Here is a 14958-nt window from a genome sequence, read left to right as displayed (position 1 = left end):
CGATTTGTCTTTTCTTTATGTCAACCCTTGAACAACTCGCTCCGCCGACCGCAACGCCCCTTCGATATGTCCCCCAAACTGGGCATCTGTCTCCGAACCAATCAAATGAAGTCGGTCTCCGAGTTCAATCGGACCGTAAGCTGGGAATGCCGTGAGCGGCATGAGGTCGTCAGATGTCGCTGTCTCTGATTCTGTCGACCAGTCCATGTAATGAAATCGCACGAAGTCATTTGCTTTCGGACCGTATAACTTCTCCAGCTGTTCGATGACACGCGTCTTTACCTGTCCTTCTCCTAACGTTTCCCGTTCTCCCGGTGACAGACGGAAGAATCCGAACAATGCGCCTTGACCGTCCATTGGCGAAGCGTCATGAATCTCTTGAAGTGGACCGACCCAGCTCATCCCAAAGCCAGACAGACCTTCTTCTCGCCAGAACGATGTCTTGTATACGATGAGGGCTTTTGCCTGGGAGGCCATCCATGTGGGAGTCGTTTTGAGCGCTTTTCGCGTTTGCGCTGACAATGCCGGTTCAATTTCCACTTCCGCAACGAGACGTGGTGGAATCGCAAGGATCACGTCATCCGTGTGATGCACCGTACCATTTTGGAACGTCAGGCGGACTCGGTCTGACTGTCGCTCGATCGAGGTCAGGCGGTGTCCAAGCCGAACGATGTCATCGGGCAACTTCGCATACAGAGCTTCCACCAGACTCGTCATCCCACCGACTAAACGCTTGGATAAGACGATGCTCTCTTCCGGCAACACATGTCGTTCCGGCGCAAGTGTTGTCTGGCGTTCGAGGACCATTTGTCCTGTCGTATGTTGAACGAATGACTCGAGTCCAAGTCTATCCACGAGTTCAGAGATGGTCTTCTCCGTATCCGGCCAATACCACGTCGGACCGAGGTCATAGCCGTCCTTCGTGAAGATACGTCCACCAACTCGGTCACGTGCCTCAAAGATTGTGACGTCATATCCTTTTTGATGAAGTTGGGTCGCAGCATAAAGTCCACTGACACCAGCTCCGATGATGACGATTTGTTTTTTCATCATATTCACATCCAATCCACATCATTCAAGTAATCAAGAAGCTGTTGATTCGAAATATCGTTTTGTATTAAGAATGTCTTTCCCTGAACCACTTGTTGATCTTCAGGGTAGTAAAGCCTCAAAATTTCCAAGCATTCGTCTACGGTCGTCGCAAAACTCTCATCCTTCACGTTGATGGTCAAATACCAACCTCGGATGACGCGCTTCACGATGGAGCGCTTCTCCAGATGTGACATCTGTCCACGAAGCAATTTAGACTTAGCTGCTTCAATCGAGGAAACCAAGTCTTGGTCCAACGCCTCACTAACGCGAGCATCCGGCTTCATGCGCGGGAATTGAGTCGAAACATCTTCCCCGTCGACACACGTACATAGATGTCTTAGCCAAAATCCCCATTCAAAACGGTTCGCAGGATCGAGCGCCGCATCCAGACGCCCGATATCATAGTCGATTTTAATGACTTCCGGATGCTCCGTTAGCAATCGCTCCGTCTGCTCCACCAATTCCGTCGCATCGACATCCTCATGCACGAGCACCGTCAAATCTAAATCCGATTGTCCAGCAACGGCCGTCCCGCGACCGATGCTTCCGTATAGGTATATGCTATGTAACTGTTCACCGAATGCTTCTTTCACCAATTCGATTGCTTTGAAAAGGACCGTTTCAAACTCAGGCTGTATATGACGGATGGACGTTTGGTTGATGACGTAACCATCCTCGTCCGTGCCAAGACGGGTCGGACACTTTATAGAACGCTGTCGATTTGTTGAATTCATCCTAATTGAGACCTCTTTTCGATTCTTTATGTTTAGCCTAACGAATGTTTAATATAAAATGCTACTGTTACCCTTGTCATGATGGATGGATTTGGAAGTATAATAGGGTATAGACAAAGGGGGAAGTATTCGTGAATATCATCATCAGTTCATTGTTTGCAAGCCTTGCATTTTTCTTACCAATCATCGCCATTGTGTTCGGAATTGTTTGGCTTGTCAAAGTGGTCAATCGATTTGAAAAACGCGCAGCGGAGAAACTTGAACTCGAGCGTCAAAACGCTGAACAGTTTAGGGTATTAATCGAACGTCTCGACCACATCGAACAACAATTAGATTCGAACACAAAACGCAGCTGACGTAAGTTAGCTGCGTTTCGTCTGATCACACTTTCCATTCAAACGGTTTAGATCGAATGAGTCCGAGCTTATACCCGATCCGCCATCCCATCCCCGTTACTCGATCCAACCAGTTGTTACCTCGTCCAACAAATGGCATGACCCCTCGCACTTGCGTAAGCTCGATACGATGGGTGACATACTGATAGATCAACCCGACATTTGGTTGGTCCGCGACGGACGCTTCGCACCATGCTTTGTCAAAGATACGCTCCCACGATTGACGCACGAACAGTTCGTCCGGTTCGTCTTCTCGGTCATATTCTTCTAACGTCTCATACAATGGAAAGTTACTAAGCACATGATGCCAATAGGAAAACTCGGATGCTAACACTTCTTCATCGGGTATCTCAACGGTCAAGACGACACCTCGGTTCCCCTCGCCAATATGTCCATCTCGTCCTAAGTCGGGGAACTCATCCCAACACCAGATTGGATAGTTCCCATTTAATGAAATACCAATACGCTTCTCGTATTGTTCGACCATCCAATCATAGGCAGGCTTGAACTCTTCCAATCCGCCTTCACTGAACAACGCATATTCTCCACTCGCTTCAAGACATCCTTTCTTCAAAGCTTGCTGCCACGCTTCTTCTCGTTGATATGTGTAGTAGATACCCAAAACCTTTCAATCCTTTCATCGTTCCTCTTCTGCTAGTTTAAAAGATTTCAGCAGAAGTACCACGATAAAAAAATAACTCAGTCTTTTTATATGATGGGTCGAAATGAGACAGGAGAAGATAGATTGATCAGAGATGAAGGACGACCATACTCCATCGATTCGTCGATGAACGTCTCTAACGTGCGCACGTTCTCCGTCACCACTTTGACAAGGTAGCTATACTGCCCGGCTAAGCGATGACACTCGATAACAGCCGGCTGTTGACGACAAAATTCACGGAACGCCTCGCACCGATGGGTGTCATAAAGAATAAAGGCAGTCATATGTTTATCCATCTTTTCGGGATTGACGATTGCCCGGTATCCTGTAATGACTCCGCGTTCTTCGAGTCGCTTCACCCGTTCGGTCGTAGCGGGCGTGGACAATCCAATCTGTCGTCCTAATTCGGTTATCGAGATTCGGCCCTGTTGTTGCATCACTTCAAGAATATGACGATCAATTTCATCCATTTGGCATTCACCTTTCAAAAATAAAGTGAAACGGTACATAATCCGTTCTTTCTTAAGTCATTCGCTGAAACTTCCGTCAAACCTTTATGTATCTATACTCCACTGTTGCATACACTTGAAGTAACCAATTCAAGGGGGAAGCTACATGCAAACACCAGTCATTCCATTACTCATCATCGATGTCCAACAAGCCTTTCATGATCCAAGCTGGGGAAGCCGCAACAATCCACAGTGTGAAGAGAATATCGCACGGTTAATTGAAGCGTGGGAAGCGCAAAATCAACCCATCATCTATGTACAACATGTGACACAAGTACCGACTTCACTCTTTTATTTCAAAAAAGACGGTCATTTGTTCCAAGACTTTATACAACCACGGGAACAAGATGTCATCCTGACGAAACAGGTGAATAGCGCCTTCATCGGAACGGACTTACAGGAACGACTCGAATCACTTGGTGCGACACAGATCGTCATCACCGGATTGATCACCAACCATTGTGTTGAGACGACAGCTCGGATGGCGGGTAACCTGGGCTTCAATCCAATCGTCGTATCCGATGCGACAGCAACGTTCGACCGTCAATCGATCAGCGGGACATGGATTCCCGCAGCGGTCATCCATGACGTGTCGATCGCTAGTCTAAATGAAGAATTTGCATCGATTCAGACGACGGAAACGATGCTCCAGTTCATTCAACAAAAAGAAGTACAGCCCTTCTCATGAAGGCTGTACTTCTTTGATGTCATCCTGCTTGATCTTGAAGCGCATAAACAAACGTCAACATTCGTCCAGGTATTCTTGCCGATATCGTGTAGGACAAATCAAAGGGCAGTAAACGTATGCAAGGTTATATGTCATTCAAGTAATGGTAGATGCCCTTCTCCTTTTCTAATCTTGCGTTTTTCAATCAATCTGGCCGGCTTTTCCCCGACTGTACAATCGATGCGTCACATGACATGCGTCGACTTGCTTCAATTTGCGGTCAAGGCTCTCGGATGCAACGATGACAAATAAAACGAGACTACAAGCCAACAGCAATCCCGAACTGTATTCTTCTCTATACAAAATCATCGTACTCAATAGCACAAACGTTCCAATCATTCCAAGACCTAGAGCACACTCATACCAAACGAGTCGTCGATATCGCACGCTTTCGTTAAATGTCAAAAGAACATTCGTCCGAAACGCAATCTTGATACACGCTGTGATGGGAAATAAGACGATGAACCAAGTGATTTCGGCTAACTGTTGATGACCACCCCAGTAAAACAAAGCACCACTGAAGACAATCAAGAGCCCTACTTGAATCGCAAGACGGGTCGAGCGTTTTCCAGATGCGTACATATGATTGAAGCGCTCATTTAATTTCACTGATGCATTCACCTCACGACATAACTTTTCGTTTCATCTGTCTCCAGTGCACAAACGCATTCGCAAACCAGATGACTGTCAACAGCGGAAACATGATGTTCATCCAGTTCGTACGTTCAATGTGAAACAAAGGAATCGCAAGAAAAAGAGCCAAGTTCAATATACCTGCTACGAGATACATGACAAATAGCAATCGGTGATTCGATTTCATCGTAAATCTTCCGCACTCAAAATCGGATACTTCACTGCGTTTTTCACGAGCTTGTCTTCAATCGCTTTTGACACATCGATGTCAGCAGCATGCGCCAACGTCAGCGCATAGATCAACACGTCTGCCAGTTCTTCTTCCATCTCCGTCTTTTTCGTCTCAAGCGCTTCTTCACTCGAGATCCATTGGAACACTTCAAGTAACTCACTCGCTTCGAGCGACAGGGAAAGTGCCAAATCTTTCGGGTTATGATGGAACGACCAGTCGCGCTCATCACGGAATTTAATGATCTCGTCCATTAATCGTTGTACTTCGTTCATACTCTTCACGTCCTCATTCACAATTTTGTTCTCATTAAACATAATTCTATATTACCAAAAGATGGCACTTTAATACGCTTTTATCTGTTCACATCTACCCCTAATACATTCTTGTGAATGACAAATAATACGGACTAAAAAAGAATCGCCTGAGAAAGGGCGATTCTTTTCATATACACTTATTTATGTTTCGCCGGTGTCCAACGCTCCTGTTCACTCGACGCAGGGTAATCAATTCCGTCTGGATAGGCAATCAGTTCGATGAGTGATCCCCATGGTGCCTTCCCGTATACACCTTGGTTATCTCCATTGTCTTCAACGCCGGCTAACGGATGTGGTTTCGATAACAACTGTCCACCCGCACGTTCAAAGCGCTGAGCCGCCTCTTGCATATCATCCACATAAATCGCGAAGTGATGTAAACCGTACGATGAGATTCCAGTCGGTTCGGTTTCTTTCACATGGGCGACTTGAAATAATTCAATCGACGGTCCCGATTTGATTTGAAGCAGCCGCATATGGATAATTTGTTGTCCGTTTGGTAAGTCCAGTTGCTGCTCCACCTCTTCCCCTTGCATCGGTTCATCTTCTGGACGCTGCACGTCATAACAAATCTCAGCGTCGAACGCGTCCTTCAAAAAAGTAGTTGCCTCCTCAATAGAAGGCACTGTCATTCCGATGTGATCAATTCCTCTGTTCATGATGAGTCCCCTTCCATTGTTGACGAATCCGATCCATCCACGTCATGACATCCCGTGAATAAAGTCGCGTCTCGTCAGATTCACCAGAAATGACACGGTGCATCGCGTCGATTTCATAGCGTAATGCCTGCTCCGTCTCCCCAAGCTGAACGGTCTCGACCGAGCCATCTTTCGTATACGTGATAGTCGCCTCCGTTGCACGAGGAAACGCATTGACGGTAATGTACCCGTCTTCTCCCGCGACTACTCCTTGCTTCGGTAACTTTGTCCGCATTGCCAATGTGATGTTCACCATTTGATTTGAGCCCGTTCGAAGGATCGTACTCGATTGTTCATCAACCCCGGTCCTATAAGGTTTCATCGTCGTCATCACTTCCACTACTTCTTCATCTAAGAAACTTCTAGCGAACGATAAAGCGTACGTTCCGATATCGAGCATCGCACCCCCAGCCAATTCCGGATTGAAGAAACGATTAGACGGATCATCTTCTTTATAACTGCCGAACGTCACATGAATCATATTGACTCGTCCGATTGCACCTGCCTGCACACGCCGTCTCAACTCTTCAAAGAGTGGCATATGATAAATCGTCATCGCTTCGAGCACAACCACCCCTTGATTGTCAGCCAGACGATGAATATTCTCGAGTTCCTCACTATTTAAAGTGATGGCTTTTTCGCAAAGGACATGCTTTCCATGAGCAATCGCTTGTTCCATCATCGAATAGTGGAGATGATGAGGCGTCGCCACATAGACGATGTCGATGTCAGGTGACGACAACATCTCGTCTAACGTCTGGTACACATGTTTCACACCATGTTCTTGCACAAATTGTTCGGACTTTTCAACATCTCGTCCCCACACTCCGTAGGCAATCCCCTCTGATTGTGCGAGTGCTTGAGCGAATTCTGTCGCAATCGTTCCAGGTCCAATGATTCCCCATTGCTTCATTCCACTTCCCCCGTTTCTGTTGAATAGACGACTATATCCTGATTCGATGCGACGATGATGTGCGTGACGACATCTGTGAACAAGGACGTATCGACCACACCACGTACTTGAGATAGTTGGTGTTGCATCTCAATCGAATCTTTAGACGGGTGGACGACCACGTCGAGTAATCGGTTTCCGTTCACCGTCACTAGTGCTCCATCACTGTTCAAACTTTGACGAACTTGTAGAGATTCCACCCATGGGAGCTCTTGGACTTTCTCGCTAACATAGGTAAATGCTTGTGGAAGAACTTCTAAGACAACCGGATGATCGAACGTCAATCGTTCCACAAATTTAGAGTCATCCACCAGTAATACATATCGCTTCGCCATCGTCGCGATGAGTTTTTCTTCTGTATGAATCCCACCTCCACTTTTCAGGGCGTGGTGTCGAGCATCGACTTGGTCACAACCGTCAAAGGCAAGGTCGATCAGCGAGACATCCCCTGTCTCGACAACCCGAAGTCCTTTTTCCAAACAAGCGCGTCGTGTCACAAATGAAGGTGTCACGATTGTCACGTCCAGTTGATTCGCATGAATCCTATTGATGAGGTGTTGAATCGTACTGCCACCCCCAAGACCGATTGTCATTCCTGACTCAATCCAAGGGAGCGCGGCTTCCGCACACTTCTCTTTTACATCCATCCGTTCATTCCCCCTGTAACAGTTGTTGGGCTGTACGATCGGTTGTCACGATGACATCAATTAACTGATGCTCGGCGGCTACTCGAATCGCATCTACTTTCTCACTTCCATAGGCTACCCCGATTTTAAGTGGGACCTTTGCGAGTTGTTGGTGCTCGATATGGACCGTCCTGTCTGATAAGGACGTCGTCATGAGTTCCCCGTTTTGATTATAAAAATTCGAACAAATATCCCCGACGATTTGTAGGTCGTTCATTTCCTCGGTGAACGTCTGGCCATAGAAGGCCAACCAGTTGGTTTCTTGGTTCAGTTGGGATGACCCAATCCCAAAGAGAGCAATGTTCATCCGACCCCAAAGCCCCACGACTTCTTGAGCATGTGTCGACTGGGTTAGTGCTTGCTTGATAGCGGCATTCGGTAAAATAGCAGGAACGTCAATTAGCTTAGAACGCCCACGCCATTTTCGCGAAGCGTCATAGGCTAACGTGTTCGCATGGAAACGACTTTCTAGTTTTCCGTCCGGACCACCGATTAGAGGGACGCATTGGATACTTGAATACGCTTCTTTCGGTGCGAATGCCTCCACAACGGCTGCTAGTGCGGTTCCCCATGAAAAGCCAATCACATCATTGTCAGTGATGATTGTCCCGATATATGTTGCGCACGCTTCCCCCATACGTTGTAATGTCTCTTCGCGTTGACCTGACTTTTCAGGTACAAGGATGACATATTTTAGACCAAACCGCTCTTTCAGTTGAGCTGCCACGTCAATCGATTGATAGCGATCATAATCGATTTGAAACTTCACAATCCCTAATTCCCGGATGCGTTTTAACATGCGACTAACCGTGGCCCGATTGACATCGAGTGTCTCTGCAATCTGGTGTTGTGTTTGATTCTGTTCGTAATACAAATGCGCTACTTCGTAAAGCCTCTTCAGTTCTTCTGACATTCAGCCACACCCCTTTTGCACAAATGTACACTTAAATGAACATTTGTGCAAATTGGGATGCATTTGATTTAAAGAAGGCACAAAAAAACGCGTCACATAGATGTCGTGACGCGGAGTTCGTATTCTAACGATTTACGAAAAAGGATCATTCTCATCGCTGAGTCGGATTCGAAATAAAAGAAATGGAACAAACAGAAGACTCAAATAGCCTAATGTAAACAGCCGTTGCGTTTCACCAGAAATATATTGTGTGTGTCCACAGTTCGGACACGCTTTTCCGTCTTTTGAGAATCCGAGTGACCATACCTCTTTCGCTTTCCTCTTATACTGACAATTCGTGCAACGTGATACTATCGAAATCTCCCCCTTTCTCACTTATTACGAACAAAGGGAAAGGAAGTTTCGATTTTCAACATTTTCATATTCCTTGGTTATATCATGGAGATTGACGATTTCGACTCATTCGCGCAATAAATTAGATCACTTAATGTCCCTACTCAATCATGAAGCAAACGTCCATCGTCATTCCATTGTCCGTACATTTCATTTGCTCTCGTCTTCTCAATCAATTTATTGAGACGTTTCGTATACAACTCACGGTCTTGACGAACGCTTTGAATCGTATCAATTCGAATGCGGCGATATAATTCAGGAAACGCCATGAAGTTCTGATAGACTTGAGGATTTTCCTGTAATCGCAATATGATTTCTAAATCAACGATAAATGATTTAACGCTCATATCAGGAAGAACACTCAATCCTCGTGCTTGCATCAGTTCGAGTCTTATCAAACGTCTTACCCTCTCTTTGTTCAGCTCCGTCCAATTACTCTTCTCTCGTCTTGGTGAAAATCGTTGGGCGAATTCTCCCTCTGCCGTCTTCTTTGCAATCCCATCAATCCACCCGAAACATAACGCCTCTTCCACAGCATCGAGATAGAGTAATCCGTCCCCACTATTCTTTCGGCTGAGAATGACCCAACAAAAAGATTCATCATTCGCATGTTCATGAAGCCATTCTCGAAATTCACTTCGCTGTTTAAAGCGTAATACTTTGTCGATTTCCATAACGCTTGTCCTCTCTTCTATTTTCTTCATTATCCTATCTGTACGAGAAATAGAAAACTCTATCTAAGAAGCACAAAAAAACCACCCACCAGCTTTCGCTGATGAATGGTTCCTTTAAAGGCGTATGACTTACATCATGCCGCCCATTCCACCCATACCGCCCATGTCAGGCATTGCAGGAGCATCTTTTTCTGGCTTGTCTGCGATGACAGCCTCTGTTGTGAGGAACATCGCTGAGACAGATGCTGCGTTTTGAAGTGCTGAACGCGTCACTTTCGCTGGGTCGACGATACCATGTGCGATCATGTCGACGTATTCGCCAGTTGCCGCGTTGTATCCGACACCGACTGACTCGTTCTTGAGTTTCTCAACGATGACCGAACCTTCTTCACCCGCGTTTTCCGCGATTTGACGGACCGGTGCTTCGAGGGCACGAAGGACGAGTTTGACACCAGTCGCTTCATCCGCTGTCACTTCTGCAAGCAACGCACGAACGGCTGGGATGACGTTGATGAGTGATGTCCCACCACCCGCCACGATTCCTTCTTCGACGGCCGCACGTGTCGCGTTGAGTGCGTCTTCGATGCGGAGTTTACGCTCTTTGAGCTCTGTCTCCGTAGCTGCACCGACTTTCACGACGGCTACGCCACCTGCAAGTTTCGCGAGACGCTCTTGGAGTTTTTCACGGTCGAAGTCAGACGTTGTCTCTTCGATTTGGTTACGAATCGTTTGAACGCGTGCTTTGATTGTTTCTTCGTTCCCTGCACCTTCGACGACAGTCGTTGTGTCTTTTGTGACGACGACTTTCGATGCGCGACCGAGCATGTCGAGTGATGCTGATTTGAGGTCGAGACCGAGGTCTTCTGTGATGACTTGACCACCTGTGAGTGTCGCGAGGTCTTCGAGCATCGCTTTACGACGGTCACCGAATCCTGGTGCTTTGACGGCTACCGCGTTGAACGTACCACGGAGTTTGTTCAAGACGAGTGTCGCGAGGGCATCGCCTTCGATATCTTCTGCGACGATCAAGATTGGCTTCCCTTGTTGCACGACTTGCTCGAGCACTGGAATGATTTCTTGAATGTTTGAGATCTTCTTGTCTGTGATCAAGATGTATGGATTGTCGAGTGACGCTTCCATCTTGTCAGAGTCTGAGATCATGTAAGGTGACAAGTATCCACGGTCGAACTGCATCCCTTCAACAACATCGAGTTCTGTCGTGAAGCCGCGTGATTCTTCGATTGTGATGACACCGTCGTTGCCGACGCGTTCCATCGCTTCTGCGATCAATTCGCCGACTTCTTCGTCCGCTGCCGAGATGGCCGCGACTTGTGCGATCGCTTCTTTCGACTCGATTGGTTTTGAAATCAATTTCAATTCTTCGAGTGCACGACGAACCGCTTTGTCGATCCCTTTACGAAGGATCATCGGGTTCGCACCCGCTGTGACGTTCTTTAGGCCTTCACGAATCATCGCTTGTGCGAGGACTGTCGCTGTTGTCGTACCGTCCCCTGCGACTTCGTTCGTCTTCGACGCGACTTCGGCAACGAGTTTCGCGCCCATGTTTTCGAAGCGGTCTTCGAGTTCGATTTCTTTCGCGATGGTCACACCATCGTTCGTGATGAGTGGTGAACCGAATTTCTTCTCGAGGACGACGTTACGTCCTTTTGGTCCAATCGTTACTTTGACTGCGTCAGCGAGTGCGTCGACGCCGCGAAGCATCGCGTGACGTGCATCTTCTGAGAATTTGATATCTTTTGCCATCGTTCATTTCCCCCTAAAAAAGTTTTTGAATAATGGTGCTTAGCCTACGATTGCGAGAATGTCGCTCTCGCGAACGATTAAGTACTCTTTTCCATCATGCTTCACTTCGGTACCTGCGTACTTCGAGTAGATGACCAAATCATTTTCTTTCACGTCGAGAGCGATACGCTCGCCTTGGTCTGTCACACGGCCCGTTCCGACTGCGATGACTTTCCCTTGTTGCGGCTTTTCTTTCGCCGTATCAGGAAGCACGATGCCCCCGATCGTCTTTTCTTCTTTCTCCACGACTTCGATGATGACACGATCGCCTAGTGGTTTTAACATGGAAAAACCCTCCTCCGAATATGAATGATGTAATGTGTATCGTAAGGTTTTAGCACTCAGTTAAAAGGAGTGCTAACATTGATAAGTGTAGTATGCAACGATTAAAAAATCAAGTGGGGAACATCAAAAAATGCTCTCACTCGCGGTCAAGAGAACTTATTTGTTACAATGAGAAAAAGGTAGGTTCATTCTTAAAATTAAGGACGTGTTGAATTGGCTACATTAAACTCAAACCAATCGATAAATACCCGTTTTTCGATGGCGCCTAACATTCGTCTCCGGCACCTCACCCCGATTTTATTATATGCGTTCGTCCAACTGTTCCCGCTCGTCATCCGTGAAGTACGACCGGAATGGTTAACCGAAACGTTCATCGGGCTCTGGATGGCCATCGGGTTTACCGTGACGATTGTATTGTCGTTATTACTCATTTGGCCGGACTTGAAGCAATATAAGGCACAAGGTGTTCAATCTAACTTGAATGACACGGTAAAATGGATCGGACTCGGGATTTTGATGCAATATGGGCTCGTCATCGTCGCGAATTTGATTGAAACAGCCATTTCAGGCGAACTTGTCGAATCGATGAATACACAAACCATCGCCGATATGGTGGAAGTCATCCCACTCATGATTTTGCCTGTCATTTTGCTCGGACCGATTATCGAAGAGATTCTCTTCCGTCATATTTTGTTCGGGAACTTGAACGTGCGCTTCGGATTCTGGATTGCCTTCGCGGTCAGTTCGATCCTATTCGCGCTCATCCATCAAGACAATCGCTTCCTCGTCTATATCGCGATGAGCTTTGCGTTCTCATACGCTTATGCGAAGACGAGACGCTTGATCGTCCCAATCGCGATTCATGCGTTCAACAACGCGCTCGTGATGCTCGTACTATTTTTAATGTAGAAATGAGGTGGCAGTTATGCCGCGACAATTAAAAGTGATGATGCTCTTCAGTCTTTCGTTCGGTGTGTTGTTCACCGTCCTCGCGTACTTCTCGGTACAAGAGTATGGGTTCAGCTTCTGGACGTACTTCATCATCGCCGTCGCCGCTTACGACTTTTTCAAAGTGTATCAAATCTTGGCACTCGCTCGAAAAGTCAAAAAAGAAGGCACGGACAAATCCGCATAATGAAACCCCGAGTCTTACGAGCTCGGGGTTTTTCTTATCGTTGCAACTTTCGATTGATCTTGTATTACTTCTTGATAGACACTTCGAATGAGCAGTCCACGCAGACCAAACAACACACCTAATGTGACATAAATGGCATCAATCAGTAGGATTTGTGGTTCATCCAAGAAGAAATTGATGACCACTCCAATGACCAGCAAACCGTAAATCGTGATGTTCATGAGTGTCGCATCGACTTGTCTCATGATTCTCTTCGTCACCTTTTCTTCAAGCTTTTCAATCTCTTCGTGTCGATAACCATAAATCGCAAACCCTAGCCCTGTGATTGACAAGGCAACGAATTCACCATCCCATAGCGCGAACAAAAACAGTCCTACAAAAAAGATCATGAACCCAATGAGTAACTTCTTACGCACGATACCCCTCCTTACGACGGAATCCATAGTTTCGCAAAATCAAAATAACCGAACAAATCGACACAGACATCCTTCAACTCGACCGGGAACGGGATCGTCCGCTCCTCGTTATAGAGCGGGATAAAGTACGACTTTTCTTTCAACTCGCGTTCGATTTCCCGGTGAAGGGGTAACCAGTCCTCAAACGGCAGGTCATCATATTGTCCGATCCGCTCCGCCATCCCCTCTATATAAGGGAATACTTTATGCGGGGGCGAGTACTCGTTCGTCATGAACTGTTCAAACCCGAGCGTCACGTTCCGCTCGAACACTTCCCCATGAACGACCAAGTCGACGTATTCATAATACGTTTTGTCATGAATCGAATCTTTGAAGCTGATGGGTACGAACTCATAAGCAATCCCGTGACGTGTCAACATCTCGGCAATCCAATCAGTCGTATCGTTCGTGTAGTCTGTCTGTTTGATGCGTATCGGACGATCGAACGTGACAGGTGGCCCTTCTGGAACATCATACGTCTCACTCAGCGAGCCGAGAAATCCTCGGTCGTTCGGTGTTCTTCGCTCATTCAACGTCCCAATCTCCGGACGAACCTCCGCAATCAATCGATGCATATAATGTCGCGCCTCTTCATTGACGAACACACTATTCGGATGACTGTTTAAGATGACAAGCCCGAACCCGGACGGTGTCGAGATGTGTCCGGTCTCTTTCGAGTCCCGTGACGAGATTCGATACGTCGGGTCATATCCATCCGGCACTTTGATGAACTCGACCCGGTCCAAAAGTGCCCGGATCCCAAAATAGTTCTCGAAGGCGAGAAGGACCGTCTTCTCCTTATCATGTCGGTCCAATTGAAACGGACCCGTCCCGACGCTTCCTTTGGCAATGCTCGTATGAATCATCGACAGTTTCGGGATGTAGGAGTTCCGGCGTCGGTCGAGCGTGACATCGACACGATACGTTCCGTTCGATGCGATATGCCGGACATGCCGATACATATAGCGATACACATCCGACTGAACGAGCGTACGCAAACTTTTCGTCACGTCTTTACTCGTCATGAGCGACCCATCATGGAAACGAACCCCTTTCCGAAGAAACAAGACGAGCGTACTTCCCTGCCATTCGTAATGATGGGCAAGTTCCCCCGTGACTTCTCCAGTCGCGTCAATCATGAAGAGACGATTGAATACGTTCTGGACGAGGTGGGCACTATGAATGTCAGCCGCCTCGAGCGGATGTGTCGTCAAAAAGTTGCGACGGCGTGGGATGATGAGCGCATCGCTCGATGTCTGGACATATCCGAACTTCTTCTCAAGTTGGCGCATGAACTGCCCTGCCTGTGCAGGCGACCAGTCCCACTCCAACTGACTCGTCACCGCTTCGACCGACTCTTTCTCCATGCGTTCGAGTAGCTGTTTTGCCAAATCGCGCTCAACGTGTCGCAGCCATTCGAGTCGCGTCAAGTTTCCCCGTCCGCGTCCGCTCGTATACGTGAGCCATCCTTCTTCCTGCCACCGTGCCAAATGGCGCTTCGTTTGTTTCGGGCTTAAATGAATGGCTTCCGCCATATCGGAAATCGTGTACGCCCCGTTCCGACACTCTTTCCATAATCGAAATAAATACGCATCCACCTCGCATTCCCCCTTAAAAGTGGACATCATTCCCCCATGTCGTCCATTTTTCAAATCCGTTGTCTTGTT

The 14958-nt window shown here is 47.2% G+C and carries 20 protein-coding genes; 4 read left to right on the top strand and 16 right to left on the bottom strand.

The annotated features are described in order from the left end of the window. Positions 1–15 precede the first annotated feature (15 nt). Positions 16–1050 (bottom strand): flavin monoamine oxidase family protein, encoded by a 1035-nt coding sequence (locus tag KNO85_RS13555; protein ID WP_214790904.1) that lies wholly within the window; start codon positions 1048–1050, stop codon positions 16–18. A 5-nt stretch (positions 1051–1055) separates the two neighbouring features. Continuing rightward, positions 1056–1826, bottom strand: coding sequence for a nucleotidyltransferase domain-containing protein (locus KNO85_RS13550; protein WP_251130714.1), 771 nt, complete (start codon positions 1824–1826; stop codon positions 1056–1058). A gap of 131 nt (positions 1827–1957) precedes the next feature. Between KNO85_RS13550 and KNO85_RS13545 the strand changes: the two genes are divergently transcribed. Continuing rightward, positions 1958–2182, top strand: coding sequence for a hypothetical protein (locus KNO85_RS13545; RefSeq protein ID WP_214790895.1), 225 nt, complete (start codon positions 1958–1960; stop codon positions 2180–2182). A gap of 25 nt (positions 2183–2207) precedes the next feature. Here the strand turns inward: KNO85_RS13545 and KNO85_RS13540 are convergent, their stop codons facing one another. Together KNO85_RS13540 and KNO85_RS13535 are read right to left on the bottom strand one after the other, a co-directional pair. After that, positions 2208–2843 carry a DUF3841 domain-containing protein gene (locus KNO85_RS13540; protein WP_214790893.1) on the bottom strand — a complete coding sequence of 212 codons (636 nt, stop codon included), beginning with the start codon at positions 2841–2843 and terminating at the stop codon, positions 2208–2210. A gap of 86 nt (positions 2844–2929) precedes the next feature. Beyond that, entirely contained in the window at positions 2930–3352 is a 423-nt protein-coding gene (locus KNO85_RS13535) for an Lrp/AsnC family transcriptional regulator (protein ID WP_214790890.1), read from the bottom strand. Between the two features lie 145 nt (positions 3353–3497). Here KNO85_RS13535 and KNO85_RS13530 point away from each other — a divergent pair, with 145 nt between their 5' ends. Further along, positions 3498–4079 (top strand): cysteine hydrolase family protein, encoded by a 582-nt coding sequence (locus KNO85_RS13530; RefSeq protein WP_214790888.1) that lies wholly within the window; start codon positions 3498–3500, stop codon positions 4077–4079. A 180-nt stretch (positions 4080–4259) separates the two neighbouring features. On the opposite strand, the gene KNO85_RS13525 is transcribed toward KNO85_RS13530, so the two are convergent. The 10 genes from KNO85_RS13525 to groES form a co-directional block, all read right to left on the bottom strand. Beyond that, the gene (locus KNO85_RS13525; RefSeq protein WP_214790886.1) at positions 4260–4727 is read right to left on the bottom strand and encodes a hypothetical protein; all 468 of its coding nucleotides are present in this window, start codon (positions 4725–4727) and stop codon (positions 4260–4262) included. Between the two features lie 13 nt (positions 4728–4740). Continuing rightward, positions 4741–4938, bottom strand: a complete 198-nt coding sequence (locus KNO85_RS13520) for a hypothetical protein (protein ID WP_214790885.1) — start codon at positions 4936–4938, stop codon at positions 4741–4743. Then, a complete protein-coding gene (locus KNO85_RS13515) occupies positions 4935–5255 on the bottom strand; it encodes a nucleotide pyrophosphohydrolase (protein WP_214790883.1) in 321 nt (106 codons plus the stop codon). Before KNO85_RS13515 ends, KNO85_RS13520 begins: the two co-directional genes overlap by 4 nt. A gap of 179 nt (positions 5256–5434) precedes the next feature. Then, the gene (locus KNO85_RS13510) at positions 5435–5956 is read right to left on the bottom strand and encodes a VOC family protein (protein ID WP_214790880.1); all 522 of its coding nucleotides are present in this window, start codon (positions 5954–5956) and stop codon (positions 5435–5437) included. Then, positions 5940–6908: a Gfo/Idh/MocA family protein gene (locus KNO85_RS13505; protein WP_214790878.1), complete on the bottom strand. Its 969-nt coding sequence runs from the start codon at positions 6906–6908 to the stop codon at positions 5940–5942. The genes KNO85_RS13510 and KNO85_RS13505 overlap by 17 nt, the downstream gene beginning before the upstream one ends. Continuing rightward, the gene (gene rpiA, locus KNO85_RS13500) at positions 6905–7594 is read right to left on the bottom strand and encodes a ribose 5-phosphate isomerase A (protein ID WP_214790876.1); all 690 of its coding nucleotides are present in this window, start codon (positions 7592–7594) and stop codon (positions 6905–6907) included. The genes KNO85_RS13505 and rpiA overlap by 4 nt, the downstream gene beginning before the upstream one ends. Positions 7595–7598: 4 nt before the next feature. Then, on the bottom strand, positions 7599–8546 hold the full coding sequence (locus KNO85_RS13495; protein ID WP_214790874.1) for a sugar-binding transcriptional regulator: 948 nt from the start codon (positions 8544–8546) through the stop codon (positions 7599–7601). Positions 8547–9043: 497 nt separating this feature from the next. Further along, complete coding sequence (locus KNO85_RS13490) at positions 9044–9613, bottom strand: YdeI/OmpD-associated family protein (protein WP_214790872.1); 570 nt, start codon at positions 9611–9613, stop codon at positions 9044–9046. A gap of 129 nt (positions 9614–9742) precedes the next feature. Further along, a complete protein-coding gene (gene groL / locus KNO85_RS13485; protein ID WP_214697033.1) occupies positions 9743–11377 on the bottom strand; it encodes a chaperonin GroEL in 1635 nt (544 codons plus the stop codon). A gap of 39 nt (positions 11378–11416) precedes the next feature. Continuing rightward, positions 11417–11701 carry a co-chaperone GroES gene (groES, locus tag KNO85_RS13480; protein WP_074032569.1) on the bottom strand — a complete coding sequence of 95 codons (285 nt, stop codon included), beginning with the start codon at positions 11699–11701 and terminating at the stop codon, positions 11417–11419. A gap of 213 nt (positions 11702–11914) precedes the next feature. On the opposite strand from groES, the gene KNO85_RS13475 reads away from it, so the two are divergent. Together KNO85_RS13475 and KNO85_RS13470 are read left to right on the top strand one after the other, a co-directional pair. After that, positions 11915–12610 (top strand): CPBP family intramembrane glutamic endopeptidase, encoded by a 696-nt coding sequence (locus tag KNO85_RS13475; RefSeq protein WP_251126208.1) that lies wholly within the window; start codon positions 11915–11917, stop codon positions 12608–12610. A 16-nt stretch (positions 12611–12626) separates the two neighbouring features. Next, on the top strand, positions 12627–12836 hold the full coding sequence (locus KNO85_RS13470) for a YdiK family protein (protein ID WP_015880600.1): 210 nt from the start codon (positions 12627–12629) through the stop codon (positions 12834–12836). Between the two features lie 14 nt (positions 12837–12850). On the opposite strand, the gene KNO85_RS13465 is transcribed toward KNO85_RS13470, so the two are convergent. Both KNO85_RS13465 and KNO85_RS13460 read right to left on the bottom strand, forming a co-directional pair. Continuing rightward, positions 12851–13252: a hypothetical protein gene (locus tag KNO85_RS13465; RefSeq protein WP_214790870.1), complete on the bottom strand. Its 402-nt coding sequence runs from the start codon at positions 13250–13252 to the stop codon at positions 12851–12853. Between the two features lie 11 nt (positions 13253–13263). Continuing rightward, on the bottom strand, positions 13264–14889 hold the full coding sequence (locus KNO85_RS13460; protein ID WP_214790868.1) for an ABC transporter substrate-binding protein: 1626 nt from the start codon (positions 14887–14889) through the stop codon (positions 13264–13266). Positions 14890–14958 lie beyond the last annotated feature (69 nt).

The organism is Exiguobacterium sp. s124 (assembly GCF_018617485.1).
GTDB lineage: Bacteria > Bacillota > Bacilli > Exiguobacteriales > Exiguobacteriaceae > Exiguobacterium > Exiguobacterium aestuarii.
This window is presented reverse-complemented; position numbering and strand designations above follow the sequence as displayed.

What these genes read in the sequence shown, in the direction of transcription:
- KNO85_RS13535 (WP_214790890.1), bottom strand. Translation starts at nt 3,352, where the DNA reads ATGGATGAAATTGATCGTCATATTCTTGAAGTGATGCAACAACAGGGC.
- KNO85_RS13555 (WP_214790904.1), bottom strand. Translation starts at nt 1,050, where the DNA reads ATGAAAAAACAAATCGTCATCATCGGAGCTGGTGTCAGTGGACTTTAT.
- KNO85_RS13515 (WP_214790883.1), bottom strand. Translation starts at nt 5,255, where the DNA reads ATGAACGAAGTACAACGATTAATGGACGAGATCATTAAATTCCGTGAT.
- KNO85_RS13530 (WP_214790888.1), top strand. Translation starts at nt 3,498, where the DNA reads ATGCAAACACCAGTCATTCCATTACTCATCATCGATGTCCAACAAGCC.
- rpiA (WP_214790876.1), bottom strand. Translation starts at nt 7,594, where the DNA reads ATGGATGTAAAAGAGAAGTGTGCGGAAGCCGCGCTCCCTTGGATTGAG.
- KNO85_RS13520 (WP_214790885.1), bottom strand. Translation starts at nt 4,938, where the DNA reads ATGAAATCGAATCACCGATTGCTATTTGTCATGTATCTCGTAGCAGGT.
- KNO85_RS13510 (WP_214790880.1), bottom strand. Translation starts at nt 5,956, where the DNA reads ATGAACAGAGGAATTGATCACATCGGAATGACAGTGCCTTCTATTGAG.
- KNO85_RS13505 (WP_214790878.1), bottom strand. Translation starts at nt 6,908, where the DNA reads ATGAAGCAATGGGGAATCATTGGACCTGGAACGATTGCGACAGAATTC.
- KNO85_RS13470 (WP_015880600.1), top strand. Translation starts at nt 12,627, where the DNA reads ATGCCGCGACAATTAAAAGTGATGATGCTCTTCAGTCTTTCGTTCGGT.
- KNO85_RS13550 (WP_251130714.1), bottom strand. Translation starts at nt 1,826, where the DNA reads ATGAATTCAACAAATCGACAGCGTTCTATAAAGTGTCCGACCCGTCTT.
- KNO85_RS13490 (WP_214790872.1), bottom strand. Translation starts at nt 9,613, where the DNA reads ATGGAAATCGACAAAGTATTACGCTTTAAACAGCGAAGTGAATTTCGA.
- groL (WP_214697033.1), bottom strand. Translation starts at nt 11,377, where the DNA reads ATGGCAAAAGATATCAAATTCTCAGAAGATGCACGTCACGCGATGCTT.
- KNO85_RS13495 (WP_214790874.1), bottom strand. Translation starts at nt 8,546, where the DNA reads ATGTCAGAAGAACTGAAGAGGCTTTACGAAGTAGCGCATTTGTATTAC.
- groES (WP_074032569.1), bottom strand. Translation starts at nt 11,701, where the DNA reads ATGTTAAAACCACTAGGCGATCGTGTCATCATCGAAGTCGTGGAGAAA.